Genomic DNA, 23,328 nt, shown 5'->3' on the forward strand with positions numbered 1-23,328 from the left:
TCACCGCGTCAGCTTCTTGTACTTCACGCGGTGCGGAATGACGCTGTCCTGGCCGAGCCGGCGCATCTTGTCCTTTTCGTAATCCTGGAAGTTGCCTTCGAACCACTCGACGTGGCTGTCGCCTTCGAAGGACAGGATGTGGGTGGCGATGCGGTCGAGGAACCAGCGATCATGGCTGATGATGACGGCGCAGCCGGCGAAATCCTCCAGCGCCTCTTCGAGCGCGCGCAGCGTGTCGACGTCGAGGTCGTTGGTCGGTTCGTCGAGCAGCAGCACGTTGGCGCCGGACTTCAGCATCTTGGCGAGATGGACGCGGTTGCGCTCACCACCGGAGAGCGCACCGACCTTCTTCTGCTGGTCGGCGCCCTTGAAGTTGAACGACGAGCAATAGCCGCGCGAGTTGACTTCCTTCTTGCCGAGCAGGATCAGCTCGTTGCCGCCGGAGATCTCCTCCCACACGTTCTTGCTGCCGTCGAGCGCGTCGCGCGACTGGTCGACATAACCGAGATGCACGGTCTCCCCGACCGTGATGGTGCCCTTGTCCGGCTGCTCCTGCTCGGTGATCATCTTGAACAACGTGGTCTTGCCGGCGCCGTTCGCCCCGATCACGCCGACGATGCCGCCGGGCGGCAGCTTGAAGGTGAGATCGTCGATCAGCAGGCGATCGCCATAGCCTTTGCTGAGGGCCTCGAAATCCACGACATTGGCGCCGAGCCGCTCGGCGACGGGAATGATGATCTGCGCGGTCTGGGTCTGCTTCTCGCTCGCCTGCTTGAGCAGATCCTCATAGCGCTGGTAGCGCGCCTTCGACTTGGCCTGACGTGCCTTCGGCGAAGAGGCCACCCACTCCTGCTCGCGTGCAATCGTCTTCTGGTGCGCGGCGTCCTCGCGGCCTTCCTGCTCGAGCCGCTTCTGCTTCTGCACCAGCCAGGAGGAGTAGTTGCCCTCGTAGGGAATGCCCTTGCCGCGATCGAGCTCGAGGATCCAGCTCGTGACGTTGTCGAGGAAGTAGCGATCGTGGGTGACGATCAGGATCGCGCCGGGATAGCTGCGCAGATGGCCTTCGAGCCACGACACCGACTCGGCGTCGAGATGGTTGGTCGGTTCGTCCAGCAGCAGCAGCTCGGGCTGGTCGAGCAACAGCTTGCACAGCGCGACGCGGCGGCGCTCACCGCCGGAGAGTTTCGTGACGTCGGCATCGTCGGGCGGGCAGCGCAGCGCGTCCATGGCCTGGTCGACCTTGCTGTCGAGATCCCAGAGGCCCTGGGCCTCGATCTCGTCCTGCAGCTTGGTCATCTCGTCTGCGGTCTCCTCGGAATAATTCATCGCCAGCTCATTGTAGCGATCGAGGATGGCCTTCTGCTTGGCGACGCCCAGCATGACGTTCTCGCGCACGGACAGCTTCGGATCGAGGTGCGGCTCCTGCTCGAGATAGCCGACGCGCGCGCCCTCGGCGACCCAGGCCTCGCCGGTGTACTCCTTGTCCAGGCCCGCCATGATCTTGAGCAGGGTCGACTTACCGGAGCCGTTGACGCCGAGAACGCCGATCTTGGCGTCCGGGTAAAAGCTCAGGCGGATATTGTCGAGCACCTTGCGGGTCGGGTAGCTCTTGGTCAGGCCGTCCATGAAGTAGACAAATTGGCGCGCCATCGGTCCCGTGAAACCTTCAATTTGAGGATATTTGCTTGCTGCCGATGTAGCGATCCCGCCCCCAAAGGGCAATGTTTTCCCCCCGTTCACCACGGATGAATACTGGGCAGATACCATCCGGAGCCCGATCCGGACAATTGAAACCATTTTTTAATAAAGCAGGCCAAAGCTCGGTTTCGCGCGGCAACAGCGCCACCCGCTCAGAATGAACGGGGAGCACAGCGAGGCCCATCATGGCTCTGATCGAGACCCATTCCCTTCCTGTTCCGGCACAAGCCGGCCGCACCTCTGCGCTCGTCTCGGAGATCAAGGGCTTCTGGAAGCGCTTCTTCGCCACCGCTTTCAACCCCTACCGGCCCGAACTGCACTACATGCGTGGCCCCGGCCCTGCCTGGCGCGCCAAGCACGGCATGGATGCGCCGATCCGGCTGAAGCCCCGCAAGGTCTGAGCCGCCGCTCTCTCTCTCTCGGATTTTGCCTACGGATTTTTGAAGACCCAGACTGCTTGCACGCAAGCATGATTGCGCGCAACCATGGCCCGGTTCCGACGGTGGCGCCCCTCCGACTGACGCGCCACCTCTCGCCATGGATGAACGCTGATGACGCGGCTGCGCTGTGCAATTCTCGACGACTATTTCAACCTCGCCCTCGACGTCGCCGACTGGGCGAAACTATCCGACCGCGTCGATGTCACCGTGTTCGGCCATCCCTTTGCCTCGGAGCAGGCCGCAGCCAGCGCGCTGGCCGATTTCGAGATCGTCTGCGCGATGCGTGAGCGCACCGCGTTCCCTAGGAGCCTGTTCGACAAGTTGCCGAGGCTGAAGCTGCTGCTTACCTCCGGAATGCGCAATGCCGCGATAGACATCGAGGCCGCGAAGGCGCGCGGCGTCGCCATCGGCGGCACGCAATATTCCCGCGATCCGACCGCGCCGCTCACCATGGGCCTGATCCTGGAACTGACCCGCGGCATCGGCCGCGAGAATGCGCGCATGCATGCGGGCGAGCCCTGGCAGACTTTTGCCGGCGTCGAGATCGAGGGCCTCACGCTCGGCATCGTCGGCCTCGGCAAGCTCGGCACCAAGATGGCCGGCATCGCCAAGACATTCGGCATGAACGTGATCGCCTGGAGCCCCAACCTCACGCCGGAGAAGTGCGCGGCGGTCGGCGTCGGCTACGCCACCAAGGAGGAGCTGTTCGCCAAGGCCGATATCGTCACCATCCATGTGGTGCTGAGCGACCGCTCACGCGGCCTCGTCAGCCGCGCGGACCTCGCGCGGATGAAGCCGACCGCCTTCCTCGTCAACACTGCGCGTGGGCCGATCGTGGACGAGCAGGCACTGCTCGAAGCCTTGCAGCAACGGAAGATCGCGGGCGCCGGCATCGACGTGTTCTCGGTCGAGCCGCTGCCGGTCGACCATCCCTTCCGCAAGCTCGACAATCTCGTGCTGACGCCGCATCTCGGCTACGCGACCGAGGACGGCCTGCGTATCCATTACGGCCAGATGGTCGAGGCGATCGACGCCTTCACTGAGGGTAATGAGCTGCCGCGCAAGCTCGCCTGAAGCGACGCAGATCTCGAACGACGAAGGGCGTGCCGATGGCACGCCCTTCTCGATCTCAATTGTCGCTTAGCGCTTAGCGCACGGTGACCGGTGCGGGCAGCGGCGGCACCACCGTCGGCTGCGTGCCGGGGACCGGACCTGCCTGGGCGGCCATCGGAGCGGGACCGGGCGCAGGCGCCGCCGACGCAGTCGCGGTGCCCGGCGGCGGACTACCCTGCATCACCACCACGCGGGTCCCGACCTTGGCGCGGTCGAACAGATCCGAGACGTCCTCATTCAGCATGCCGATACAGCCGGAGGAGACGAACTTGCCGATCGTCGAAGGCTGGTTGGTGCCGTGGATGCGATAGACGGTCGAGCCAAGATACATGGCGCGGGCACCGAGCGGATTGCCTTCGCCGCCGGCCATGAAGCGCGGCAGATAGGGCTGGCGCTCGATCATTTCCACCGGCGGATGCCAATCCGGCCACTCGGCCTTGCGGGTGATCTTCTGCACGCCGGTCCAGGTGAAGCCGTCGCGGCCGACGCGGACGCCGTAGCGGATCGCACGGCCATTGCCGAGGACGTAATAGAGGTAGGTGTTCGGAGTATCGACCACGATGGTGCCAGCCGGCTCCTTGGTCTGGAACGCGACTTCCTGGCGGCGCAGGTTCGCCGCCAGCTGCGCCGGTGCTGCGTCAGGCTGCTCCTCGGGCGGCAGTGACGCCACCGACATCGGCCGGCCACCGGCACCAGGCTGCGGCGACATCGCTCCGGTCGCGGCCGGGCCACCAACGGCTTCCGGCGGACGCATGCCATCACTGGCGGGCGCCTGGCCCGGACGGTCGGCATAGATCACCGCGGGCGGGCCGGCAGGGCGGCCGTAGCGGGGATCATCGGGTGACATCACCGGGCCCTGCGGCGGCGCGGCGGAATAGACGGGCGGAGCGCCAGCCGGACGGCCGTAACGCGGATCATCGGGCGACATCACCGGACCCTGCGGCGGGGCAGCCGAATAGACCGGGGGAGCGCCGGCCGGGCGGCCGTAGCGCGGATCGTCAGCCGGACCCGGCGGCGGCAGCGAGGCCTGCGGCATCGCGTCGTCGTCATCCTCCAGCGCGTCGAAATTCGGGGTGCGGTCGCCGGGCCGATATTCGGCCGGAGCGCCGTAGCTCGGCGCCTGCTGAACCGGATAGCTCTGGGCCTGTGCGAGCGAGGTTCCCGCCGCAGCGACTGTTGCGGCAGCGCATATCGTCAGAAAATGTTTGATCATCATCGCTCTTGTATAGCCCCCGGGCCCCGTCCGAGCCGTTAACGGCCACATGACCGAAGATAGCGGCACATTCAAGACATGGCAGGCTGATTTGTGCCTGATTTAGCGATTTGTGATGCAATCGCACACAGTTGCTCCGTTGCATCACGGGGATGGAAATCGCATCGCGCCGTAGATTGCCGGAGTTATCAGCCCGATTTTTACGGAACGGCGCGGAGACGTTGCGATATGGTCGAATCAGCCTGATTCGCCACCGATTTGAGCTCGGATCCAGCGTGGCGAACGCGGCAATCGGTATCGTCACCGCGTTCAGATGGCTCGTGGGCCCTGGCCAGCCGCCGGGGCGGAATTCGTAACCCGTCAATGCTTCCCGGCTTTCGCTTCCTGCTTGCCGCGATCCTGCTGTCTGCCTCCATCCTGGTGTTCGGCCTGGGAGCCGCCTCACTGCTGCGGGCGAGCCACGAGCAGTATGTCAGCAACCCGTCCTGGCGGAGCGGCCCGCAGGAGCAGGTGTTCGCGCAAGCCTCCGAGCCGGCCCAGCCGGTGCTCGCGGCGCTCCGCGTGGAGCCGGTCGCACCTGATGCCAACGAGGCGGCGCCCGCAATGCAGGACCAGGTCCCGAGCATCGGTCTGCCCGCGGTCCAGACCGCGCCCGAGCAGATGGCCGCAGTGACGCTCGAGGCCAAGGTCCAGCCTGAGCCTCAGATCGCCGTCGCGTCACCCGCAGAGCCGGCTGCGCCCGTCACCGACGTGACAGCCCCCGAGCAAGCCAGGATCCAGGCTGCGGCTCCTGCGCCCGCCGACACACTCACCCTGGCCGACACGAGTGCTTCCATCACCACCACGACGCCGGCCCCGGCGATGAGCGCCACCGACGTGCCGCGAACCGCGACACCGGCGCTGGCATCGCGCGTGAGCGACATTGCAGCAGCCAGGGTGGCTGCGCTGAACGACCTCGCGCCGACGAAGTCCAAAGCCGGCAGCGCGACGCAAGCGAGCAAGCCGCGCGCGCACAAGCCGAAGAAGCGTCACCGCATCGTACGGCGTCCGCCGCCTCAGCAGTTACAACGATCACTCGATCCGTTCGGCCAGCAGCAGCAGCAGCAGCAGACGCTCGCCACGACCGCCACGCGCACGCGCTGACCTTAGGCCGGCCCTGTCGCGATCGGCGGGCCTTTCTCCTGGCCCCATTCCGACCACGAGCCGTCATAGAGTGCGGTGTCGGTAATCCCGAGGCGATAGAGCGCGAGCGTCAGCACGCCGGCCGACACGCCGGAGCCGCAGCTCGTCACGATCGGCGCATCGAGCTTGACACCGGCGCCGGTGAAGGCGGCGCGAAGCTCCTCGAGCGGCTTCATCGTGCCGGCCGCGGCATCGAACAGCTGATTGTAAGGCACGTTGCGCGCACCGGGGATGTGACCGGAGCGGATGCCCGCGCGCGGCTCGGGCGCGCGGCCTTCGAAGCGATCGGCGGCGCGGGCGTCGATCACCTGCTCGGCGCGGCTTTCGACATTGGCGATCAGCTGCTGCATGCTGCGCACGCGCTTCGGATCGTAGCTCGCCTTGAAGCTTGCAGGCTTCGGCTTCACCTCGCCGCTCTCGACCGGACGCCCCTCGGCGCGCCACTTCTTCAGGCCGCCATTGAGGATGCGCACATTGCTGTGGCCGAACGCCAAAAACATCCACCACGCGCGCGGCGCAGCGACCCAGCCGCCGGCATCGTAGAGCACGACGGTATCGGCATTGGAGATGCCGAGATTGCCGACATCGCGGCCGAACTGCTCGGCGCTCGGATACATGTGCGGCAGGGGGTTGGAATGGTCAGACACCGCATCGACGTCGAAGAACACCGCGCCCGGCAGATGCGCGGCGAGATAGTCATCCTTCGGCAGCGGCAGCACGCCCGGCAGCTTGAAGCTGGCGTCGAGCACTTTGACGTTGGCATCGTTGATGTGGGCGGCGAGCCATTCGGTGGAGACGAGGGGGTCGGTGGTCATTGCATGCTCCGGCAGTTGTTCCAGTCGTCATGGCCGGGCTTGTCCCGGCCATCCACGTTCTTCGTCGCAGCAAAGACGTGGATGCCCGGGTCAAGCCCGGGCATGACGGAGTGTGTGGTGAGGGAGGTGTTTTCCTCACCCCTTCTTCTTCGGCTCCCACTGCTCGGTCGGGCCGCCTGCATCGCGCCAGGCCGCGTAGCCGCCGGCGATGTGGGCGACGGGCTTGAGGCCCATGTCCTTTGCGGTCTTGGCCGCGAGCGCGGAGCGCAGGCCGCCGGCGCAGTGGAACACGAATTTCTTGTCTTCCTGGAAGATCGGCTTCGCATACGGGCTCTGCGGATCGATCCAGAATTCGAGCATGCCGCGCGTACAGGAGAACGCGCCGGGGATACGGCCGTCGCGCTCGATCTCGCGGGGGTCGCGGATGTCGACAATGACGACGTCGCCGTTCTTGGATATCTCGATGGCGTCCCTGGCGGTGAGCGTCTCGATTTCGCTATTGGCCTCGTCGATCAGCGCCTGGATGCCGCGGGTGATGTTTTGGGGCATGTAGCTCTCCCTCTTGTCGGCCGCGCGTGCAGCTAGTGCGTCAATTCCTTCATCGCTCCCTCAAGTCCCTCGATCGTGATCGGGAACATGCGGTTGGCGAAGATGCGTTTGATGATGGTGGTCGATTCCGAATAGTCCCAGTGCTTCTGCGCAACCGGGTTGAGCCACACCGAATGCGGATAGGTACGGATGATGCGATCGAGCCAGACCGAGCCGGGCTCCTCGTTGACGTGCTCGACCGAGCCACCGGGCACCATGATCTCGTAAGGCGACATCGAGGCGTCGCCGACGAACACGACCTTGTAGTCGTGTGGATATTTATGCAGCACATCCCAGGTCGGCGTGCGATCGGTGAAGCGGCGCTTGTTCTGCTTCCACACGCCTTCATAGAGGCAGTTGTGGAAGTAGAAATACTCCATGTGCTTGAACTCGCTCTTCGCCGCCGAGAACAGCTCCTCGACCTGCTCGATATGCGAATCCATGGAGCCGCCGATGTCGAAGAACACCAGCAGCTTCACCGCATTGCGCCTTTCAGGGCGCATGTGGACGTCGAGATAGCCGTGATTGGCGGTCTCGCGGATGGTGGTGTCGAGATCGAGCTCATCCGGCGCACCGGTGCGCGCGAACTTGCGCAGGCGGCGCAGCGCCACCTTGATGTTGCGAATGCCGAGCTCGACATTACCGTCGAGGTCTTTGAACTCGCGCTTGTCCCACACCTTCACGGCACGGTTGTTGCGGTTCTTCTCCTGGCCGATACGAACGCCTTCAGGATTGTAACCATGCGCGCCGAACGGCGAAGTGCCGGCGGTGCCGATCCATTTCGAGCCGCCCTGGTGCCGGCCCTTCTGCTCCTCGAGCCGCTTCTTCAAGGTCTCCATGAGCTTGTCCCAGCCCATGGCCTCGATCTGCTTCTTCTCGTCCTCACTGAGGTATTTCTCGGCGAGCTTCTTCAGCCACTCCTGGGGGATCTCCGCCTTCTCCATGGCGTCGAGCAGGCTTTCCAGCCCCTTGAACACCGTGCCGAAGACACGGTCGAACTTGTCGAGGTTGCGCTCGTCCTTCACCAGCGAGGTGCGCGACAGATAATAGAAATTCTCGACCGAATAGTCCGACAGATCAGCGTCGAGCGCCTCCATCAACGTGAGGTATTCGCGCAGCGTCACGGGGACCTGCGCATCGCGCAGAGACGTAAAGAATTGCAGGAACATGGGTGACAGATTGCCCGTCGGGTGGCCGACGTCAAGGGGCGGAGACCGGCGCAGCACGCTGGACCGATGGGCTTTTTGCTCTAGAATTGACCGCCTCTCAGGGTTGTTTTGGGGACGTTTGCAATGGGTATTCTCGCAGCGCTCATCATTGGCGCGATCGCCGGCTGGCTTGCCGGCAAGATTGTCCACGGAGCGGGATTTGGGCTGATCGGCAACATCGTCGTCGGCATCATCGGCGCGCTGGTGGCGGGCTGGGTGCTGCCGCAGCTCGGCATCGCGCTGGCGACCGGCACGCTGGGCGCCATCATTGACGCCACGGTCGGTGCGGTGATTGTGCTCGTCATCCTTTCGCTGATAAAACGGGTCTGAAAGCCTGACCGAACCAGGAACGGCCGCCATGAGCGGCCGTTCCTTTTGTTGGACCACGGCAATGCCGGGGCCGACGACCAACAAGGACGCGCGATGAAATTTACCGGCACCAAGGACTATGTTGCGACCGATGATCTCAAGGTCGCCGTCAATGCCTCGATCGTGCTGGAGCGCCCGCTGCTCATCAAGGGCGAGCCCGGCACCGGCAAGACGGTGCTGGCCGAGGAAGTGGCGAAGGCGCTGAACGCGCCGCTTCTGACCTGGCACATCAAGTCCACCACCAAGGCGCAGCAGGGCCTCTACGAATACGATGCGGTGTCGCGCCTGCGCGACAGCCAGCTCGGCGACGCGCGTGTTTCGGACATCAAGAACTACATCAAGCGCGGCAAGCTGTGGGACGCCTTCGCGGCGAAGCAGCGCCCGGTGCTGCTGATCGACGAGATCGACAAGGCCGACATCGAATTTCCCAACGACCTGCTGCTCGAGCTCGACCGCATGGAATTCCATGTCTACGAGACCGGCGAGACGATCAAGGCGAAGCAGCGCCCGATCATGATGATCACCTCCAACAACGAGAAGGAGCTGCCGGACGCCTTCCTGCGCCGCTGCTTCTTCCACTACATCAAGTTCCCCGACGCCGACACGATGGGCCGCATCGTCGACGTCCACTTCCCCGGCATCAAGAAGCGCCTGGTCGAGGAAGCACTGCGCATCTTCTTCGAGGTCCGCGAGGTGCCCGGCCTGAAGAAGAAGCCCTCGACATCGGAGCTGCTCGACTGGCTCAAGCTGCTGCTCAACGAGGACATGAGCGTCGAGCAGCTGCGCGAACGCGATCCGCGCAAGCTGATTCCGCCGCTGCACGGCGCGCTGCTGAAGAACGAGCAGGACGTGCATCTGTTCGAGCGGCTGGCGTTCTTGAGCCGACGGGAAGTGTAGGGTCACGCGCTGTTTCTCCCGTCCACCTCAGGGTGACGGTGAGAGATTTGAGCTCGCCGCTCTCTCCATTCGTCATTGCGAGCGCAGCGAAGCAATCCAGAGTCTTTCCGCAGTGACAGTCTGGATTGCTTCGCTGCGCTCGCAATGACGGAGTATGAGGCAACTGTTTCGCTCCTCCGGTTGGCACTTTGAATCGCAGACACACGCTCGCATCCTCGCGGCATATTCCGCCCGAGCTATGCTCTCTCCGTTACACCCTCATGAAAGAGGGCGCAGGGAAGGCCGGGTGCTGACCTCGCACCCACGGTCCGCTGTGCGCATGTAGCGCAAAAAGAACTGCACAGCGGCATACAGGTGAAGCCGAACACACGGCCTTCCCTGCGCAGTGGGTTGACGGCTTATGCCGTGCTCTCCCGGGAGCCGAATTCCTTCTGGCCTCCCTCGCCTCGCGAAAGTCGCCGACACCGCGCCGGTTGACGCCAATGCCGCATCCGCCAAGGCTTGACCGTAGCAACGACGGCCAGGACCACACGGTTTTGCCGTACGCACACAGCGCCGCTCGTCCGCACGAAGCCTCGGGTTCACGGAGAGCAATCCGCCCTGCCCTTGACCTCTCGTACACGACGCTGCCGCGTCCACCGCAACCCGGCCCGCGCTTCGAACGACTCGCGAACCGCCCCTCTTCGTGGGCCGGGCTGTTTCGATGTATGCCGCAATTCCGAATTTCGGTAAAGCGGAATATTTTTCCGGAAGCAGGTTGACAGGTTTTGCGGTGTTTTGCCCGCCGGGCAATGTGAGGTCCCGGAACGACAACGGAAAGTGCGGCGGCCATCCAAGCATTCCAGGAACTTTCATTGCCAATCTGCAACGGTTCCCGGCAATCTAAGACTGGACAAAATGAACGCCCATTGCGGCCACGAACCCTGCTCACAACGCCGTGAGACAAGTCAGGGGAACGACGATGCGAGCACAACGCGTTTGGAACGTGAATGGAGCCGCCAGCATCGGGCAGCTTCAGTCCAGATTGGACGATTTGAACAAGCGCCTGAATCAGCTTGAAAGCCAGCATCCCGAGAGCTGGAAGGTCGAAGAGCTGAGATCGAGCGCACTCAGCCTGTCGCGGGAGATCGACGACATCCGCTGCGCCGAGGCGACGGCGGCCTTGCGGGAATTGCTGCGGAAGTAAGACCCCGGTCGGCGCGACGGATCCGTGATCGGCCGCGCGCCCGTCGCCATGGATCAAGGAACCAAGGCGCAGCCCCCGCCATTTCCATGAAGAGCATGGAGCAAAATCATGACCAGGCACCTGACACGAGCCCATCTTGCGCGCGGTGTGGCCGGCGCGGTTTCCACGCTGGTCCTGTGCGCGACGATGGCCTTCACCATCGCGTACCACTTCGCGTTGTGAAGGAGAGTTCACATGATGTCCGCCCCCGAGGAGCCGGTGAGGCTGCAAGGCTTTGGCGCTCGCGCCACTGGAGCGATCGGAGGCCACAATCTTCCGCGTCCGCGACGGCGCGCATTTGGCCGCGCGAGATCGCCGACCTTGCCTCGGAATGGGACATGACGCCGATGGCGAACGACAGGTCTCCAGGACTCGTCGCGCACCCACACTGGCCGGACGTCATTCGCGGCACGCGCTCGCGTCAAGGGATCACGGCGTTCCGCGAAACCCGACGAAACCATTGTTGCTCGCGAAATCGCGACCGCTCCGCTGGGAACGCCTGGAGGCAGCAGGGATTGATGCCTATCCAACCGAGACATGGAGACAACCATGACACGTATGAAACTTCTGAGTGCCGCCGCACTGGTGGCCACCGTTTTGCCGCTCGCGACCGCAAGCCCCAGCCTCGCCGCGGGACGCGGTCCGGGCTGGTGCACTCCGCCGAGCGGAGACGCTGTCGGCGCCGCGGGCCCGGCCATGAACGGCGGCCAGTTGATGGCTGGCGTCGGCCAATGCCGTCGCGTCGGCGGCTGGCATCAGACCAACACCTACGGCTATCGGGGCGCCGGTTATGGATATGATGAGCCCGGCTGGCGCGCACCGGCTTACGCTCCCTACGAGTACTGATGCCCTGATACCGCAAGGTCACAGCGGCGCGGTCTATCTTGACCGCGCCGTTTGCGTTGGATGAACACCTGGTAGAGCGCAGCGAATGTCCTGAAGCGGATTGGTTCGCGCGCGGCGCGGCGGAATCCTGCCGAAATCGGACCATGTGACGGTGATCTTCAGGCAAAGCTCGTTTCCAAGCCATGCCGCGCGCTCGGGCGCCCCTGCAAGGGCCAAATCGGCCGTGGACCCGCCTCGAAAATCGTTGCAAAAAGACGCTCCCGAGGCGCTGGCAGCCGGTCCGCCAAGCCTCTGGAAAACGTCGACTTTTGGAAGAATGGTCGGAGTGGCAGGATTCGAACCTGCGACCCCTGCGTCCCGAACTCAAGACCGCCCCAACAATACATTGATTTTATTGCCATTTTCGTCGTCGCTCGGGTACGTTTTTCTGCTTTTGTTCACGTTCATTCTGTACCCAATCTGTACCCCAAAGATGCAATTCCTTTAAATAGCATCTACATCTTGATACCACCTTGCGTACACGGCGCCAGGATTGATCTGCGGACCGGCAAGTCGTCATTCGTCGGCAAGTTTCAGAAGCTCGGAAACCTCCACCGCCAACTGCTTTCGCTCCTCAATCCCTCCCTTCTTAGCAATGCCGATAACTTGATGCTGATCATTTACGACGGGCCCGCCACTTATGCCGTCGCTTAGGATTGCGGATACCTCCAGCAGTTTCACACCATGTTTTGTGGCGCGCCCATAGATTTGGCCGCCCCTCCTACTCAGCTGATCTCCTGGACCGTAGTCCGGAAAACCAAGAGCGACAATTTTGTCGTCGCGCTGCTCTGGGGACGTAACTACAGGCAAACTCAAGTAGTCAGTCGTCGGGACGTCGTGCTCCAATATCATCAAGTCGCGGATGGGGCAGCTACGTTTCGATGGCGTAGCTTTAAACTTGTTGCCGCCACCACTTGGCCTGTAAAGGTCTGCATGCGCGCCAGGGGGTAGCTTTTCGAGAACGTGATGGGCCGTCACCAGCCCAACGCCTGCGAGGAAGAAAGCTGTGCCTTGAGCGCAATTATCCTCATCAGCGAAAAATTCGACCACCCAAACGGCCCGCTCCGCGGTCTCCTCGTGCGTCGGAAGTATCGGGAGCGGGGAATTAGGAAAGAGGTTGTTAAATCGCTTGGCTAGAGTGCGGTAAGGGTCGAAGCTTCGTCCTCGAACCTGCGCTATCCATTCTAGCCGGCCTCGAAGGACCTGTTCTAGGGTAGCGTTGGTGGTGTACTTTTTTTGGTATGCACTTTGAGCCGCGGCGAGTCCCAATTTCTCCGTCTTATAGAGTGCAGCCCGAACGTTGCGCACAAAACTGCGCTTTAGATTAGTGAATTCGTTTACGACTAGACCAGTGACCTCTTTCCGTGATTTTGGGCCGGCGAACCAGACTTTGTCGGGAGCAATCTCAAAGCCATTCGTTGCAAGCACCGTCGAGAGCTCAACCGAAAGCTGATCCGACTTGACTCTGCCGGGAATTGGCAATCCAGCGTTGAAGAGTGCCAACGGAGGTGCATAGCTTGAGAACGAAATGTCGTCTGCATAGCGCGTGTATTTCAATCGATATGTTTTCGCGAACTTCATGAGATCGCGATCGAGGCGATAAGCGACCAAATTAGAAAGAATCGGAGATGTCGGCGCGCCTTGGGGAAGTTGATTTGCTGTGAGACAGACCGAGCAAACTGCCTCCGCCGCATCGTCCGGAAGCCCCATGCTTATTAACATGCCGAGAACCCGGCGGCGCGATATCACGCCGAAGAAATTGCGAAGGTCAATATTGAAAAGGTACGGCCGTCTTTGATGTTCGTTTGCGTTGCTGATCGCCCCCTTCTGTTTGACAAAGCCATGCACGGGGGTGCGGGGACGATAGAGCTGATTCAAGAGTTGATGCGCTTTGCGCTGTAGGAACTTGAGCCGGCGATCCGGTACCATCAAAACCCGCGTCCCGCCGCGTCGCTTCGGGACAATCACACGCTTGTATCTATGGAAGGCATGCTTTTCGAGAAACTTTCGTTCCCCTGCCCCTACGCCGAGGTAGGCATAGAAGTCATTGGCTGATCCCAGCGCCTTAGGCAATGTCGGCATCGTAAAAGGGGCGCCCCCTCCTTCTCGCCCGATGCAAAGCATTTCGGGCCGTCAATCATGTTACCAACCGTTGAGTCAGACGCCGCAGTTACGACAGCGCGGTATGCGAGGGGGCGCTCCTTCTATTAATCTCAAACGTCCACTCGTAGTCAACCAGAGTCTTTAGTTTAAAGATCTACAACCATCTGATCACCAACCGATCGCGCGCAGGCCTGCCCCAACAACCACAAGCCCGCCGAGGTCATCGCTCGGCATCGACAACTTTTGAGGCTCAGTTCCAAACTGTCGAGTGTTGTCTACGGTGGTGGGTCACCGGTGGTGAAGCCAAACGCACCTGTCCGGGGTACATAGTAAAGTGTGTAGTCCGTCAAAGGCTCGTTGTGATTTAAGCGCGATTTGATCTTCTTTGGCGGATCGTAGCTTCTGATGTGCTGGTCGACGTACTGCCGAATGAAGCTAAACAGATTTGCGCCCTTGCAGAAGAGCGTGTCGAACTCGGCCCAAGAGATGACGCGAGGCTGACCACCATTCCGCTTGCGAATGCGAACTCCATCCGCGGCAAGGATGTAGTCTGCGTGTGCGATGGCATTTCTCAGGTCCGGATCGAACGCCTCCTTGAACACGTCAGACAATTCAAACAGCTGGATGTCATATGCATGACCCATCATGTTCTTCATAATGGCATTCGCGTTGGGGTCGATAGCGCGACCCGTCTTCTCATGCCTCTTTACCAAAGACTGGAAGGGCCAAATATTATTACCCTTGCCTTCAATCGTAAGCATGAGCTTTTTGGGTATCTCATAGAAGCCACTGCATTCTGATAGCATCAAGTAGAACGCAAGAATGATCCGAATGCGGACCACACTGTCTTGGCCAAGTAACTTGATGTGATCCGTAAACTGATCGAACGCTTGTACGGCTTCTTCTCCCGTATTCCACCCGCCGTCTTGCATACCGCGAAACTCGGGCATCAACGCCATGACGAAATGCAGCTCGTTCTTGGCCTTTGCTTTCTCGAACAAGTCTTCGAGCGCACGCTTCGCCTTGTCATAGTATGCTTGGTTGGGGTCTGGCTGTTGTCCCGCTGCTGCCGCCGCCACCATTTTCCTCCCCCTCTAGAGCCTAGCCCTACAGATCGTTCTCGAATTGTAACTAGCTCAAAACCTCTTCTGCACCTCGCGAGGCACGGGTCGGATGACGCGGGAGATCACAAAGGAACCGGGATCGTTCACGTACACGCCAAGAGCCGCATCGAACGTCTGACGATAAGTGATCTCAACGTCTAGAGCGTCACCCGAACCGAGTAGATGCTCGCGTCGATCCAATTGATCGAGAAATTCCTTATCTGCGACGGGCGCAGACAGAGGTACACCGTTCCATTCAAATGACCACTTGCGACGGGCGTGGTTCAGCCACGCCTTTAAGATGACAAGGCGAGCGCGCTCTTTCCTGGTGCGCTCAAGTGGCTGCTCTTCTAATTCCACGATAGGCACCACAACAAATCGAAATTCAGAACGTGGGATCGAGATAAGGGGGCGCGGATCAGAAATGCTGCCGGTGATACCAAAATCTTTAACGTGCGGGTCCGCCGCAAGGCTATCGAAGGTTTTCCTTACTCCTTCTTGGACCGCCGGACTTTTCTTCACGTTCTCGGTCGCGTCATGGACCACTCTTGGGACGATGATCGTGTCGTTCCCATGCTTGATGATGACTTCTGTCGTATTGATGATGATCTGGGGCTTCGGATCAGCGCCCTTCAATGTCGCGTCGTAGATGACGTTCGACACGACGTTCCAAAGGATCGTGCCGGCAATGCCGGACAGCACACCACCAGCAAAACCCTTCTTGAGTTTCCGAAGTACCGTGCGATAGCTGCCGGGACCCGTTGCCTCGACGATGATCTCGATTTCTTGGCCAGGATCGATCGCGGCGTTAACGGCGTACGCCGTGTCAGCGAAGCCGATTAGGGCGTTCGCCAACGTGTATGCATCGATGGTCCCCTCAGGACCACCGAAGTGCAGGACAATGGTGTCATGAGAAAAGGCGTCGAGCCGAATGGTAGCCATCTTTCCCCCGAGAAAAATCCTAGGGGCACAACCAGCGCGTTACAAGACCCTATACTCGTCTAATGCGTGCGGCACTTGAGCGAAGCGAAAGCAAATGGCTTGCTCAAATTCAAGCAAAGGCCAATCGCAATGACGCGCCTTTCAAAATGCGAAGGCGCCTTGTTCGGCATCCATGAGCTAGGTAAGAGCGGCACCTGAGAGCCCTGCGTGCAACACGCACTGCATGCTGCAGACTCGCACCGAATAGATGCGATACATGCCGAATGCTGCGAGAAACACGCCATTCAGCTCTAATTTTTGTTAGTGAGAAGGTCGAGATTTGCTAAATCTGTACGCCAACCTGTACCCTGCGCTCAGGTTGAGCAAACAAACAACAAAAAAATCTAAAGCATTTCAATGCTTTAGAATGGTCGGAGTGGCAGGATTCGAACCTGCGACCCCTGCGTCCCGAACCCGGTTATCGAACCGCATAATATTGAAAAGTCGAGAGTTTTGACTTCATTCGACCCTGGTTATGTCCGTTCGTTCCTGACGTAGCCGGGGTTATTCCGGGGTTGGCACCTAATACAGAAAATCGGCTTCGACCGAAGCTTTTCGGTTGGTTGCGGGGAGGCGCAACACCCGATTCTCGCGATTGATTGAACAAGAGATTCCTGCGCTTGTTGCCTGAGTGGACGCCGGCCAAGCCCCTGATTGAGAGTTATCTGCGCACTGGGCATTATCAATGACTTGCTGGTCGCAGGCCGTGTTTTTTCAGGCCGTAAATGGAGATTCGTCGCACGATCACGATACCTCATTGAGCTGCGTATCGTGGGAGTGGCTGAAGCTAAAGAGCATAGCGTCGGGTGGGCATGGCCGACCTCAGCCCGCTGGCCGGGGCAAGCTGAGCGAATCGCGCAAGGTCGAGCCGTCGTACTCAGTGCGGAACAGCCCTCGATGTTGCAGCTCCGGCACGAGGCCGTGGACCAGCTCCTCCAAGCCGCCTGGCAGATATGGGACCTGCAACATGAAGCCGTCGCAAGCACCCGCCTCGAACCACTCCTGCATGCGATCAGCCACCGTGCTGGGCGTGCCGGCGAAGCCGCTGGTGGTTCTCCCCGCGCCGTAGCGCTGTCCTAGCTCAGCAAGGCTCAAGCCCGAGCGGCGCGTCAGCTCGGCGACCTCACGGTAGTGCCCTTCGACGCCGGGAACGTCGAGATTCTCAGGCAGGACCTCGTCCTGCGGGAAGCGCGAGAGGTCAACGCCGAGATGATAGGACAAAGTCGAAAGACCGGACTCCGGATGCGACAATTCGTGGAGCTGGTCGTGTAGCGCCTTGGCCTGCTTCTCCGTGTCGCCAATGACCGGAACGATGCCGGGCAACACCTTGACTGTATCAGGGTCACGGCCGAAACGGACCGCGCGGGCGCGCAAGTCGTTGCGGAATTCGACGGCGACATCGATGAGGCCCGGCGTCACGAAGATGATCTCGGCCCATCGCGCAGCGAAATCGCGGCCGCGATCGGAGGGGCCCGCTTGGATGAAGACCGGACGTCCTTGCGGGGGCCGGCTGACATTGAGCGGGCCTTGCACGTTGAACCATTTGCCGGAATGGTCGATCCGGTGCACCCGCGCAGGGTCGGCGAACAGCGGCGTCTGGCGATCCCGGACCAGCGCACCATCCTCCCACGAATTCCACAGCTTGGTCACGACCTCGAGAAACTCGTCGGCGCGCTCGTAGCGCCCATCGCGCGAGAGCTGCTCGGTCAAGCCGAAATTGCGCGCCTCCGCCTCCTGAAACGAGGTGACGATGTTCCAGGCAGCACGGCCACCGCTGAGATGATCGAGCGTTGCGAGCGCCCGCGCCAGCACATAGGGCTGGGCGTAGGTCGTCGAAATGGTCGCCCCAAGCCCGAGATGCTTCGTCGCACCCGCGATGATCGAGAGCACCACCAGTGGATCGAGCCGGAGCGCGCCCAGCGCGCCGTAGCGAAGCTGGCTGTCCAGGCTGCCGCCCAAAGTGTCCGGGATCGCGAGGATGTCCGCAATGAGCAGAAGATCGAAGCGCCCCTGCTCCAGCAGCCGGCCGATATTCTGGTAGTAAGCGGCGGACAGCAGGTCGCCATCCGCCTTCGGATGCCGCCAACCGGCGTGGCTGCCGGAAACCGGCCCCGCGGAGACAAAGGCGGCAAGATGCAGTTTCTTGTCGGGCATGGGTCAGCTCACTGTCCATGAGATCTCGACGGGGCCGCCACGCTTCAGCGTGTTGTAGATCGGGCAGTTGGCGGTGAAACCGGCCACCAGCGTTTCAGCCTCGCCCTCCGTCACGCCGGACAGGCGCACGGCGATGCGAATCCATTCGTACTGCGTCGGATCGGTGGCGTGACGCCGGAACGAGACGTCGGATCCGGCCTCGCGCAGAACGATTCCTGATTCTTTCGCCGTCTTCTGGATGAGGCCGAGCGAGCAACTGCCGAGAGACGACAGCAGCAGTTCACCAGCCGTGATCGCCTCACCTGGGCCGCCGACGGCAACACGTTGGTCCGAAATGAAATGGTTCGTCCTCGCGCTGACTAGATAGCGACCGAACTGACCGATTGTGGCAGAGGTGATCGACACCGTCTCGGCGGTCTGAGCGTTCATCATGATTTCTCTGTTGTTGGTTTAGGCGTCGCCGCTTACGCGCCGAGCTCCAGCGCGACGGCCTTCTTCGCGGCGTCGAACTGTGTGCCGAGCAGGAATGATCGGACGTCGACCTTGTTCGGGAGCACGCCGAGCGCGTGGAAATTGTCGGCGAGATCCTGGGTCGACGCTGCTGCTGCTTCGTCGATCGGCTTCAGCGCAACCGCAGTCGACTCGGACAGCCTGGCCTCGCGGACGAGCTTCTCGTAGACGGCCTGCTCGGTCCCGTTCGACGGAAAGCCACCCTGCGAGGCCCAGAGCGCAACGGATTCAGCGGGATGCGCGAAGATATAGGCCTGGGTTTGCCGGATGATCTTCACGAACTTGGCGAAGAGCTGCGGATACTTCACAGCGACGTCACTCCGCGCCACGTAGAAGGCATAGTCATAGGTCTTCACGTCGGGCAGCAGACGCGCCTTGCCACCGAGCCTGGTCAGCGCGAGCGCCGTGGCCGGCTGCCAGTGAATCCAGCCGTCGATGCTGCCTTGCGCGAACGCCGTGAACGCATCCGCCCCGCTCAGGCTGACGGCCGCGACATCAGACAATCTTAGTCCGGCGGTCTCCAGATACTTGATCAGGCTGTAGGTCCCCGTTGTTCCATTCTGATGGGCGATCTTCTTGCCCTTCAGATCTGCCGCGGTCTTGATCGGGGAATTGGCCTGCACCAAGAAATCAACTTCGTCGACGGGCAACGGATAGGCCGCGAGCGGCACGATCGGGACACGCGCCGGAACAGCATTCACGACCGCGGTCGCGGTTGCGAACGTGAAATCGACCGAGCCGGCCTTGATCGCCTCCATCACCGGAAGCGATGCCGTGAAGCCCGGTTGCCAGACGATCTTGGTTCCGAGTTCCTGCTCGAGATTGCGGCCACCCACGCCTGCCTGCAGTGATGCCCAGACGCCGGTACGGCCGTCTCCGATGACCGCGACGGTCAGTTGCGGCGGCACTGCATCGGCAGCATTCGCGCGCGGCAATACGCGGACGCCTGTCGAGGCTACGGCAAGTCCCGCGCCAACCGAGCACAGCGTTCGCCGCGAGATGCCAGCGCGATCGCCCGTCGAGTCAATAAACGTCATGTCTTCATCCTTTCGTCTGTTCATGCAACGGCGGCCAAGTCGCGCTCGGCCGTGAGCAGACCGTCGAGCAGCTCTTCCTTCAGGGTCGCCAGTGCCGGATCGCCGCGATGCCGGGGGCGCGGCTGATCGAAAATCAAGTCGCGCGCGATGCCGCCATCCTTGACCAGGAGCACACGATCGGAGAGCAGCAACGCTTCCTCGACGTCGTGCGTCACCAGCACGACGGTGCGGGGCCGCGCGACGAGCAACTGCTCCAGCAGCAACTGCATCGCGGCTCGGGTGATGGCGTCGAGCGCGCCGAACGGCTCGTCGAGCAGCAACAGGTCCGGCTCGTGGATCAGCGCCCTCGCCAGCGCCACACGCTGGCGCTGGCCGCCCGACAGCCCGATCGGAAACTCGCTTTCGCGTCCCTGCAACCCGACGGCGTCGAGGATGCGCCCCGCGTCCTGCTTCCTGCCCTTGATGCCCAGCAGCACATTGCGGAGGACGCTCCGCCACGGCAGCAGACGATCCTCCTGGAACATCATGCGCACGTCCGCCTTGCGGCCCGTTGCGCGGAGCTCGATGCGACCGCCCGAGGGCGCGTCCAGCCCCGCGACGAGGCGCAGGAGTGTCGACTTGCCGGCTCCGCTGGGTCCGATGATCGAGACGAACTGGCCGGCGGCGATGTCGAGATCGACATCGTCAAGGACCGTGCGGCCGGCGAACGATTTGCCGACCGAGCGCAGGCTGACGCTAGCTCCGCTCATGCCTTCACCCGATCCGCATAGTTCGGATGCCAGCGCAAGAGCCGCCGTTCGATCAAGCGCGTGATGAGATCCGACAGCCAGCCTGCGATGGCGTAAAGAATGATGGCGAGCACGATGATGTCGATGCGTAGTAGCTCACGGGCGTTCTGCACGAGATATCCAACCCCGTCCCGCGACGCGATCGTTTCACCCACGACCAGAGTGAGCCAGGCCACTCCGAGCGCATAGCGCATGCCGACCAGGATCGGCTGCAGCGCCGCCGGCAGAATGATCGACCAGACCAGTTCGGCGCGGCCAAGTCCGTAGGACTTTCCGAGTTCGATCAGTTTGGGATCGACATTGCAGATGCCCCCGACCGTGTTGATGTAGACCGGGAAGAGCGAACCCATCGCGACCAGAATGAGCCGCGGTTCCTCCCCGATTCCGAACCAGAGGATCATCAGCGGCACCAGTGCCAGGTGCGGAATGGTCCGGATCATCTGCAGCGAGCGATCGAAAAGATCGTGCAGTGGCTCGAACAGCCCAACGGCCAATCCGAACAGCAGCCCACCGAGGGCGCCAATGCTGAAGCCGATGGCAACCCGGCGAAGGCTGATGAGGATGTCGTGCTGCAATTCGCCGCGCTCGGCAAGCTGCTGCGCAGCGTCCCAGATATCGGACGGAGCCGGCACGATCGCCGTAGACACAATCCCCGTCGTCGAGAGGAACTGCCAGACGAAAAGCAGGCCGAGCGGCAAGAGCCAGGGCAGAGCGAACGAGCGCCATGACAGGCCACGTGCGCGCGCTCGTGACAGCTCCGACGGACGCGTAACGTCGGCCACCACCGTCACCACGGATTCGCCGGCACGGGGGAATGGTTCCGTGCGACCGGCCGCAGGCGACGCTGTCGCATCGACAGGCCTGGAAAGTAGCGACGCATCCGTCATGAAATCGACCTTGCTCCGTCTCACCTGAGACGGCGCCACCTTCGCAAACTCCGGCGCGCAATTCGATGGTAGCGAAATTCATTTTTCGCCGTTCGGCATCAGTGCCGTTCTACCGCGCGCGGCCATTTGCAGAATGTCTTTTCAATTTGGCGATGCGCCGCGCGACATCACGTACTCGAGAGGATTGTCTCGAAGCTGAATTCGAACTCATGCGCGACCGAGGCAGCAATCGTTGGCGTGTTCGGTCATGTGCCAACGTCGATCGAGCGCGTTTTATGTCGGAGACAAAACGACTATCGCGCTCATTGCCCCTATCCAGACGCATTTGTTGTCCGTCTCAGGCGAAATTTGGAATGGCCACGCCTCTTCATTTCGCTTCTCCTGTGCATCTTCTCAGATACGCAAACTGTGACCCGATCGACGCCGCCGATCATCAGGAGCTATCCATGACTGTACGCTTCTCCTCGTTCTCGCATTCCCGGCGACGGCTGTTAGTCACCCTCTCCGCGGTGACAGCCGCCGCCTTGACGGCAATGGCGGGATTGTCTCCAGCTCGGAGTGCCGGCGCTCAGAAGAATGTCGGTGACATCACCTTCCTCATCGACTCGCTCGGCGGCACCTGGATTCCGAACAACAGCTCCATCTCCAGCTTCCAGGGCCACATCTGGGGCCACGTGACCGACAAGCTCGTCTATGTCGATGCCGAGGGGAAGGTCAGTCCCTGGATCGCCGAGAGCTGGGAGCAGAGCAGCGACGCCACCCACTTCACCCTGCACCTCAAGAAAGGTGTGACGTTCTCCGATGGCAGCGCACTCGACGCATCGGCTGTCGTCGCTAATCTCGACATCTGGTACGCCGGACGGAAGAGCGAGGGCATCAACCCGGTTGGCCTCTTCCCGAAGACCTACGACCGTGCCGAGGCTGTCGACGCAACCACCGTGAAGGTTGTCTTCAAGGCGCCGACACTCGGGTTCATCCCGACGCTCGGCTACCATGGCTCCATCCTCATCTCGCCAAAGAGCATCGCGCAACCCGCCGCCCAGCAGGCTGATCTGGCCAAGACATCCGGCAGCGGCCCGTATCTGGTCGAGTCCTGGAAGGAGGGCGACTTCGTCAAGCTGGTCAAGCGCAAGGACTACAATTGGGGTCCCGCCGCAGTCGGTCACACCGGCCCGGCCTACCTCAATTCGATCACGTACAAGCTTGTATCGGAGCCGTCGCTGCGGGTCGCCGCTGTCCAATCTGGACAAGCTGATGTCGCCTACAGCCCCTCGCCGCAGGAATTGAAGTCCCTCAAGGACGCCGGATTTACGATTGCGACACCGCGCTATCTCGGCTTCGTGAACGGCCTGGCGATCAACACCAGGCTGGAGCCGTACAACGACGCGAAGGTACGGCAGGCCCTTCAGGCCGGCATCAACCGGAAGGAAATCATCGATACCGTCTATACACCTGACTGGAAGCTGGCGACGTCTTTTATCCAGAGCAACGTCCCCGGTGCGACCGACCATAGCGACCTCCTGGCCTACAATCCCGGCAAGGCCGAAAAGCTTCTCGACGAGGCGGGCTGGACCAAGGGCGCTGGCGGCATCCGGACCAGGGACGGCAAGCAGTTGACGCTGACGCTCTACTCCAATCCTTATCTCGCGACGGCGAAATCGATCGACGAGCTCATCGCCCAGCAACTCGGCAAGATCGGCTGGAAGGTCACCATCCGCGCCTACGACGTCGTGACGTTCGGCGAGAAGGTCAGGTTCGGCGGGCCGGCCGTGCCGGCCTACGAGGTGACGCGCAGCTTCATCGACGCCGGCACCGTGGCCAGCATCCTCACCGACGCCAACAACGGCGAGAACTGGTTCAACCTCGGCGACAGCGACAAGCAGCTCAACGAGCTGCGCGACAAGATCGCCGGCGCTGCCTCGACCGAAATCCGTGATCCGCTCCTCGACCAGCTCCAGACCTACGTCCTCGAGCAGGGCTACTTCATTCCACGCACGCAGATCGTCCAGCGTATCTACGTGCAGTCTCCGAAGCTCAAGGGAGAGGTCTACAACGGCATCGCCTACGCCAGCTATTACACGGCGACGATAGGCGAGTAAGGCGCAGTGCAACCATGCAATTTAAGGAGGCAA

22 protein-coding genes are annotated in these 23,328 nt (G+C 61.7%); 8 read left to right on the forward strand and 14 right to left on the reverse strand.

Annotated features, from left to right (window positions below; all coding sequences use genetic code 11):
* Both ettA and FXB38_RS09410 read right to left on the reverse strand, forming a co-directional pair.
* Positions 1–1,650, reverse strand: a complete 1,650-nt coding sequence (gene ettA, locus FXB38_RS09405) for an energy-dependent translational throttle protein EttA (RefSeq protein ID WP_148750592.1) — start codon at positions 1,648–1,650, stop codon at positions 1–3.
* 16 nt (positions 1,651–1,666) lie between these two features.
* Complete coding sequence (locus FXB38_RS09410) at positions 1,667–1,885, reverse strand: hypothetical protein (RefSeq protein ID WP_148750593.1); 219 nt, start codon at positions 1,883–1,885, stop codon at positions 1,667–1,669.
* Between FXB38_RS09410 and FXB38_RS09415 the strand changes: the two genes are divergently transcribed.
* Together FXB38_RS09415 and FXB38_RS09420 are read left to right on the forward strand one after the other, a co-directional pair.
* A complete protein-coding gene (locus FXB38_RS09415) occupies positions 1,884–2,099 on the forward strand; it encodes a hypothetical protein (protein ID WP_148750594.1) in 216 nt (71 codons plus the stop codon). The two genes, FXB38_RS09410 and FXB38_RS09415, sit on opposite strands and share 2 nt — an antisense overlap.
* A gap of 150 nt (positions 2,100–2,249) precedes the next feature.
* Entirely contained in the window at positions 2,250–3,212 is a 963-nt protein-coding gene (locus FXB38_RS09420; RefSeq protein WP_148750595.1) for a D-2-hydroxyacid dehydrogenase family protein, read from the forward strand.
* Between the two features lie 73 nt (positions 3,213–3,285).
* Here the strand turns inward: FXB38_RS09420 and FXB38_RS09425 are convergent, their stop codons facing one another.
* Positions 3,286–4,464, reverse strand: a complete 1,179-nt coding sequence (locus FXB38_RS09425) for a L,D-transpeptidase (RefSeq protein WP_187434788.1) — start codon at positions 4,462–4,464, stop codon at positions 3,286–3,288.
* A 363-nt stretch (positions 4,465–4,827) separates the two neighbouring features.
* Here FXB38_RS09425 and FXB38_RS09430 point away from each other — a divergent pair, with 363 nt between their 5' ends.
* A complete protein-coding gene (locus FXB38_RS09430; RefSeq protein ID WP_148750597.1) occupies positions 4,828–5,607 on the forward strand; it encodes a hypothetical protein in 780 nt (259 codons plus the stop codon).
* 2 nt (positions 5,608–5,609) lie between these two features.
* Here the strand turns inward: FXB38_RS09430 and sseA are convergent, their stop codons facing one another.
* The 3 genes from sseA to FXB38_RS09450 all read right to left on the reverse strand — a co-directional run bounded on the left by sseA (position 5,610) and on the right by FXB38_RS09450 (position 8,218).
* A complete protein-coding gene (sseA, locus tag FXB38_RS09435) occupies positions 5,610–6,461 on the reverse strand; it encodes a 3-mercaptopyruvate sulfurtransferase (protein ID WP_148750598.1) in 852 nt (283 codons plus the stop codon).
* A gap of 135 nt (positions 6,462–6,596) precedes the next feature.
* Positions 6,597–7,010 carry a rhodanese-like domain-containing protein gene (locus FXB38_RS09445; protein WP_148750600.1) on the reverse strand — a complete coding sequence of 138 codons (414 nt, stop codon included), beginning with the start codon at positions 7,008–7,010 and terminating at the stop codon, positions 6,597–6,599.
* 32 nt (positions 7,011–7,042) lie between these two features.
* Positions 7,043–8,218, reverse strand: a complete 1,176-nt coding sequence (locus tag FXB38_RS09450; protein WP_148750601.1) for a vWA domain-containing protein — start codon at positions 8,216–8,218, stop codon at positions 7,043–7,045.
* Positions 8,219–8,341: 123 nt separating this feature from the next.
* On the opposite strand from FXB38_RS09450, the gene FXB38_RS09455 reads away from it, so the two are divergent.
* The 4 genes from FXB38_RS09455 (at position 8,342) to FXB38_RS09475 (ending at position 11,594) form a co-directional block, all read left to right on the forward strand.
* Positions 8,342–8,587 (forward strand): GlsB/YeaQ/YmgE family stress response membrane protein, encoded by a 246-nt coding sequence (locus FXB38_RS09455; protein WP_148750602.1) that lies wholly within the window; start codon positions 8,342–8,344, stop codon positions 8,585–8,587.
* A gap of 93 nt (positions 8,588–8,680) precedes the next feature.
* Complete coding sequence (locus tag FXB38_RS09460; RefSeq protein ID WP_148750603.1) at positions 8,681–9,523, forward strand: AAA family ATPase; 843 nt, start codon at positions 8,681–8,683, stop codon at positions 9,521–9,523.
* A gap of 1,033 nt (positions 9,524–10,556) precedes the next feature.
* Positions 10,557–10,709, forward strand: a complete 153-nt coding sequence (locus tag FXB38_RS09470) for a hypothetical protein (protein WP_246229774.1) — start codon at positions 10,557–10,559, stop codon at positions 10,707–10,709.
* Between the two features lie 588 nt (positions 10,710–11,297).
* Complete coding sequence (locus tag FXB38_RS09475) at positions 11,298–11,594, forward strand: hypothetical protein (RefSeq protein ID WP_148750605.1); 297 nt, start codon at positions 11,298–11,300, stop codon at positions 11,592–11,594.
* Positions 11,595–12,149: 555 nt separating this feature from the next.
* On the opposite strand, the gene FXB38_RS09480 is transcribed toward FXB38_RS09475, so the two are convergent.
* The 8 genes from FXB38_RS09480 to FXB38_RS09515 form a co-directional block, all read right to left on the reverse strand.
* Positions 12,150–13,706, reverse strand: a complete 1,557-nt coding sequence (locus tag FXB38_RS09480; RefSeq protein ID WP_187434765.1) for a reverse transcriptase domain-containing protein — start codon at positions 13,704–13,706, stop codon at positions 12,150–12,152.
* A gap of 305 nt (positions 13,707–14,011) precedes the next feature.
* On the reverse strand, positions 14,012–14,818 hold the full coding sequence (locus tag FXB38_RS09485; protein ID WP_148750607.1) for a hypothetical protein: 807 nt from the start codon (positions 14,816–14,818) through the stop codon (positions 14,012–14,014).
* A gap of 54 nt (positions 14,819–14,872) precedes the next feature.
* Positions 14,873–15,781, reverse strand: coding sequence for an LAPAL motif-containing putative phage structural protein (locus FXB38_RS09490; protein ID WP_148750608.1), 909 nt, complete (start codon positions 15,779–15,781; stop codon positions 14,873–14,875).
* Between the two features lie 861 nt (positions 15,782–16,642).
* Positions 16,643–17,974 (reverse strand): LLM class flavin-dependent oxidoreductase, encoded by a 1,332-nt coding sequence (locus FXB38_RS09495; protein ID WP_148750609.1) that lies wholly within the window; start codon positions 17,972–17,974, stop codon positions 16,643–16,645.
* Between the two features lie 3 nt (positions 17,975–17,977).
* A complete protein-coding gene (locus FXB38_RS09500) occupies positions 17,978–18,406 on the reverse strand; it encodes an OsmC family protein (protein ID WP_246229777.1) in 429 nt (142 codons plus the stop codon).
* Between the two features lie 32 nt (positions 18,407–18,438).
* Positions 18,439–19,521: an ABC transporter substrate-binding protein gene (locus FXB38_RS09505; protein WP_148750610.1), complete on the reverse strand. Its 1,083-nt coding sequence runs from the start codon at positions 19,519–19,521 to the stop codon at positions 18,439–18,441.
* Between the two features lie 20 nt (positions 19,522–19,541).
* A complete protein-coding gene (locus FXB38_RS09510) occupies positions 19,542–20,270 on the reverse strand; it encodes an ABC transporter ATP-binding protein (RefSeq protein WP_148750611.1) in 729 nt (242 codons plus the stop codon).
* A complete protein-coding gene (locus tag FXB38_RS09515; RefSeq protein WP_246229779.1) occupies positions 20,267–21,007 on the reverse strand; it encodes an ABC transporter permease subunit in 741 nt (246 codons plus the stop codon). Before FXB38_RS09515 ends, FXB38_RS09510 begins: the two co-directional genes overlap by 4 nt.
* Positions 21,008–21,642: 635 nt before the next feature.
* Between FXB38_RS09515 and FXB38_RS09520 the strand changes: the two genes are divergently transcribed.
* The gene (locus tag FXB38_RS09520) at positions 21,643–23,295 is read left to right on the forward strand and encodes an ABC transporter substrate-binding protein (protein WP_148750612.1); all 1,653 of its coding nucleotides are present in this window, start codon (positions 21,643–21,645) and stop codon (positions 23,293–23,295) included.
* Positions 23,296–23,328: the final 33 nt, after the last annotated feature.

This window comes from Bradyrhizobium cytisi, from assembly GCF_008123515.1.
In the GTDB taxonomy this organism is placed as follows: domain Bacteria; phylum Pseudomonadota; class Alphaproteobacteria; order Rhizobiales; family Xanthobacteraceae; genus Bradyrhizobium; species Bradyrhizobium cytisi.

Excerpts from the sequence above, each read along its gene's own strand:
- ettA (WP_148750592.1), bottom strand. The coding sequence starts at position 1,650 with ATGGCGCGCCAATTTGTCTACTTCATGGACGGCCTGACCAAGAGCTAC.
- FXB38_RS09415 (WP_148750594.1), top strand. The coding sequence starts at position 1,884 with ATGGCTCTGATCGAGACCCATTCCCTTCCTGTTCCGGCACAAGCCGGC.
- FXB38_RS09410 (WP_148750593.1), bottom strand. The coding sequence starts at position 1,885 with ATGATGGGCCTCGCTGTGCTCCCCGTTCATTCTGAGCGGGTGGCGCTG.
- FXB38_RS09420 (WP_148750595.1), top strand. The coding sequence starts at position 2,250 with ATGACGCGGCTGCGCTGTGCAATTCTCGACGACTATTTCAACCTCGCC.
- FXB38_RS09425 (WP_187434788.1), bottom strand. The coding sequence starts at position 4,464 with ATGATCAAACATTTTCTGACGATATGCGCTGCCGCAACAGTCGCTGCG.
- FXB38_RS09430 (WP_148750597.1), top strand. The coding sequence starts at position 4,828 with ATGCTTCCCGGCTTTCGCTTCCTGCTTGCCGCGATCCTGCTGTCTGCC.
- sseA (WP_148750598.1), bottom strand. The coding sequence starts at position 6,461 with ATGACCACCGACCCCCTCGTCTCCACCGAATGGCTCGCCGCCCACATC.
- FXB38_RS09445 (WP_148750600.1), bottom strand. The coding sequence starts at position 7,010 with ATGCCCCAAAACATCACCCGCGGCATCCAGGCGCTGATCGACGAGGCC.
- FXB38_RS09450 (WP_148750601.1), bottom strand. The coding sequence starts at position 8,218 with ATGTTCCTGCAATTCTTTACGTCTCTGCGCGATGCGCAGGTCCCCGTG.
- FXB38_RS09455 (WP_148750602.1), top strand. The coding sequence starts at position 8,342 with ATGGGTATTCTCGCAGCGCTCATCATTGGCGCGATCGCCGGCTGGCTT.
- FXB38_RS09460 (WP_148750603.1), top strand. The coding sequence starts at position 8,681 with ATGAAATTTACCGGCACCAAGGACTATGTTGCGACCGATGATCTCAAG.
- FXB38_RS09475 (WP_148750605.1), top strand. The coding sequence starts at position 11,298 with ATGACACGTATGAAACTTCTGAGTGCCGCCGCACTGGTGGCCACCGTT.
- FXB38_RS09485 (WP_148750607.1), bottom strand. The coding sequence starts at position 14,818 with ATGGTGGCGGCGGCAGCAGCGGGACAACAGCCAGACCCCAACCAAGCA.
- FXB38_RS09490 (WP_148750608.1), bottom strand. The coding sequence starts at position 15,781 with ATGGCTACCATTCGGCTCGACGCCTTTTCTCATGACACCATTGTCCTG.
- FXB38_RS09495 (WP_148750609.1), bottom strand. The coding sequence starts at position 17,974 with ATGCCCGACAAGAAACTGCATCTTGCCGCCTTTGTCTCCGCGGGGCCG.
- FXB38_RS09500 (WP_246229777.1), bottom strand. The coding sequence starts at position 18,406 with ATGATGAACGCTCAGACCGCCGAGACGGTGTCGATCACCTCTGCCACA.
- FXB38_RS09505 (WP_148750610.1), bottom strand. The coding sequence starts at position 19,521 with ATGACGTTTATTGACTCGACGGGCGATCGCGCTGGCATCTCGCGGCGA.
- FXB38_RS09510 (WP_148750611.1), bottom strand. The coding sequence starts at position 20,270 with ATGAGCGGAGCTAGCGTCAGCCTGCGCTCGGTCGGCAAATCGTTCGCC.
- FXB38_RS09520 (WP_148750612.1), top strand. The coding sequence starts at position 21,643 with ATGACTGTACGCTTCTCCTCGTTCTCGCATTCCCGGCGACGGCTGTTA.